General features: G+C 51.0%; 4 protein-coding genes and 1 pseudogene. All 5 read right to left on the bottom strand.

The window, feature by feature from the left end:
* Positions 1-656 (bottom strand): annotated as a pseudogene (locus KQI26_RS14935) (VirB4-like conjugal transfer ATPase); the annotation flags it as partial.
* A complete protein-coding gene (locus tag KQI26_RS14930; RefSeq protein WP_253292898.1) occupies positions 656-1063 on the bottom strand; it encodes a PrgI family protein in 408 nt (135 codons plus the stop codon). The pseudogene KQI26_RS14935 and the gene KQI26_RS14930, both read right to left, overlap by 1 nt.
* A gap of 16 nt (positions 1064-1079) precedes the next feature.
* Positions 1080-1910 (bottom strand): hypothetical protein, encoded by an 831-nt coding sequence (locus KQI26_RS14925; RefSeq protein WP_216505030.1) that lies wholly within the window; start codon positions 1908-1910, stop codon positions 1080-1082.
* A gap of 72 nt (positions 1911-1982) precedes the next feature.
* On the bottom strand, positions 1983-2339 hold the full coding sequence (locus tag KQI26_RS14920) for a hypothetical protein (RefSeq protein ID WP_371744216.1): 357 nt from the start codon (positions 2337-2339) through the stop codon (positions 1983-1985).
* Positions 2329-3000: type IV secretory system conjugative DNA transfer family protein (locus tag KQI26_RS14915; protein WP_216505029.1), on the bottom strand; the 672-nt coding region annotated here is incomplete at its 5' end. The genes KQI26_RS14915 and KQI26_RS14920, both read right to left, overlap by 11 nt.

Raw genomic sequence — 3000 nt, 5'->3', positions numbered from 1 at the left:
ATGCACTCCGGGGCAACAGCGTCTTTGAAGTCATGGCCTTTGCGGATGTAGTCCTTCAGGTCAAAGGAAAATTCCTGCTCCTTGGGCCGGAAGAAATCGTGGAACAGCCGCAGCCGTTCTTCCAAAGTCAGTTCCTGCAAGTGGGAATCCAGTTGGCGCAAGCCGCCAGACAGATCCACCTCCAGCCGCTGAAAAAAGGCTCTGGCTTCCTCCACCGTCTTTTTTTCCACCGAAACAGTGATGAACATTTCCCGGATCATATCATTGCTTTCTCGGGCTTTCTCTTCCACCACATCATTGTATTCTGTTCGGTAATGATCCAGCCGATCCCCTTCCAGAGCCATCAGCTGAGTTGTTTCAAATTCTTTCCGATCCATCTTGTGATTGATCAGACTGATCTTGCTGGTAACATTGGTGGGCAGCATATTGATCACTGTACACCAGGCCAGAATCATTTGTTGCTGCCGCTCCATGGAAGCCACCGCATAATTGATGTCGGAAAAACTCCATGTTTTTGAAAACTTGCCTGCCACCTGAAATACCCCATCTTTGTAGATCCGTTTGATCGGGATGCTCTGCTGAGCACTTTTCGGCACCTGAAAGCCATCCCTCTCCGGATCAGGCTTGATCCAGGGCAAGCTGAATTGCACTGCCATCAAATTCCCCCTGTCTCACTGTTTTTGTTTTTCTTCGGCTTTTTCCTTTTTCGGTTAGCCTGTTCTTCTTCCTTTATCACCATAGCGAAAGCATCAAAATAATAGTTTTGTGCCCGCCATACCCGTTTTCCGGCACACAACAGCTGTGTTTTACAGATGGCCCACAGGAGCTGCTCCAGGTGCATTCCGTTATACTCAATAAAACCGGCAGCACCCGTAGGCACTGCACACAGGATACAGATCCAGCTCACAGCTTCCTCCCCCAGAACAGGGACACATACGAAATAAGCCCCCACAGCGATTGCCACCGCTGCGGCTGAACACACAAACTGACGCAGTGTCAGACCGAAAAAGATATTCTCTTTGTAGTTGTTGATTTCTTTGTTGATCTTAATCTCAATGGCCATGCACTTTCCCCCTTCTTTACAGGCCGAACATTTCCTTTACTACATTGTTGACCCCGAGGATCATAATGACCAGCAGCACCATATTAAAGAAGGTTTCCTGAAGGTAATTCCACACTTTCATTATGGCGCTGCCATCTACAATCGCTGGCGATCCGGATGAAGCAAAGGCGGAAAAGATGATACAAGATAGCACGATCACCACTCCCTGAACGCAAATGGAAGCATAAGATCGGAGAAAGGATTTTCCCATGGAACTGGTTCCGGTCCCTCCGAAAGTGGACAAGGCCAGTGGTGCAACAGCGGTATACATATAGATTTTGAAAAATCTCCCGTAAATCACCAGGATCAGACCAAACGAAATCAGCCCAATTGCAAAACTGCCTATCAGCGCCAGCGCCCACATTGGGATGCTCTCCATAAACTTCATCTTATCGGTGGCTTCAATGATCTCCGCAGGAAGAGATACCTTGGTGTTCTCCACACCGCCCAGACTGCTCATGGCCGTACTGGCGATTCCGGCACCTACGGAAAAGATGGTCTGCATCAGCTGAAGGCCATAGGTGATGGCCACCTTAGCCAATAAAAAGTGGAGAAAATGTTTGATGGCATACTCCGGACGCTGAAAGTCCCGAAAGTTGATGGTGCTCTGTGCCACGCCGATCAGAAAGAAGAGCACCAGAAGGGCATATCCAGCGGCTTTCAGTCCGCCATTGATATGGACAATGGTCGTCCATATGGAACCACCTTTAAAGGTCTCCGGCGATTGCAGCAGAAGATCCCAGATACTTTCCATGGTGGTGTTCCAGCGATTCAGGGAATCCTGCAAAAGTTCTGCCGTCCAAGTCATAGCGTCACTTCCTTTTCCTGGGGGAAGGGCTCCTGGCCCCTCCCCCGCTTATTTTGCTTGTGTGTCATGGGATCAACCGCCGGTCACCATGGTCAGAATGTCCTGCGCAAAGGCAATGATCACGCCGCCCAGGAAGGTCAGGAAACCCTGAGACCGCTGGGTCGCATCATGGCTCTTGACAGACAGGCCCACCTGTACCACACCAAACAACAGGATGATCATGCCGATAGCCTTGATGGCGTTGCCGATAAACTTGGACAGCTCGGTAATGGGAGCCAGGGGATCGGCAAAGGCCATGGTCATCACACCGGTGAACAGCACCATCACCATCATGGCGATCCGCAGCCCATGCTGGATCTTCCGGCATCTTCTTTCCCACCGAACCAGCTCTTCCTGGCGTTCAGCGGCCACTGCTTTTTCATTCTTCATCGTACTCTTCCTCCTTGTTTTCTTCCTGGAAGGAATCCTCTTCATCATCGGGATCATCCAGGATCGTAATATAGTCCAGATCTTCCTCTCCATAAGGCAGATCAGGCAAACGATAATCAGGTACTTCCCGCTTATGCACATAAGCGGGTGCGCCGCCGTCGCGGCTTTTTTTGATGTTGGGATGCTTCATAATGTCATACTTCTTATCCTTTATGGGGCGCTCGCCACGGATAAAAAGCAGAGCATCGTTGTCATCCAGCATCCGCACTTCGTCGGATGTCAGCAGCTCCCGTCCGGTGTTCTGATAATTGGTGGAGCTGCTTCCGCTGCGGCCACGGGTGGTTCCGTAGGTGCGGGTGTCCAGTGTCTCCTTACCCAACAGCTTGGAAATGTATTCGTGGGTGCTCTGTTCGTTGCCGCCCAAATAGAGCAGCACATCACAGTTGCCCATGATCCCCTCCCATTCGTCCTTGTACTGTGCCTTGATGCTGGCAATGTTCTGGACGATGATATTGAGGAAAATCCTCCGGCTGCGGCAGGTGGCCAGGATCTTGGGATAGCTGTCCGGCTGGGCCACATTGGCCCATTCATCTTGAATACACCGCACCGGCACCGGCAGAGCGCCGTCATGCAAATTGTCCGCCCGATAATAAAGCTCCTG

It is taken from the genome of Intestinimonas sp. MSJ-38, from assembly GCF_018917925.1.
Lineage (GTDB): Bacteria > Bacillota > Clostridia > Oscillospirales > Butyricicoccaceae > Pseudobutyricicoccus.
This window is presented reverse-complemented; position numbering and strand designations above follow the sequence as displayed.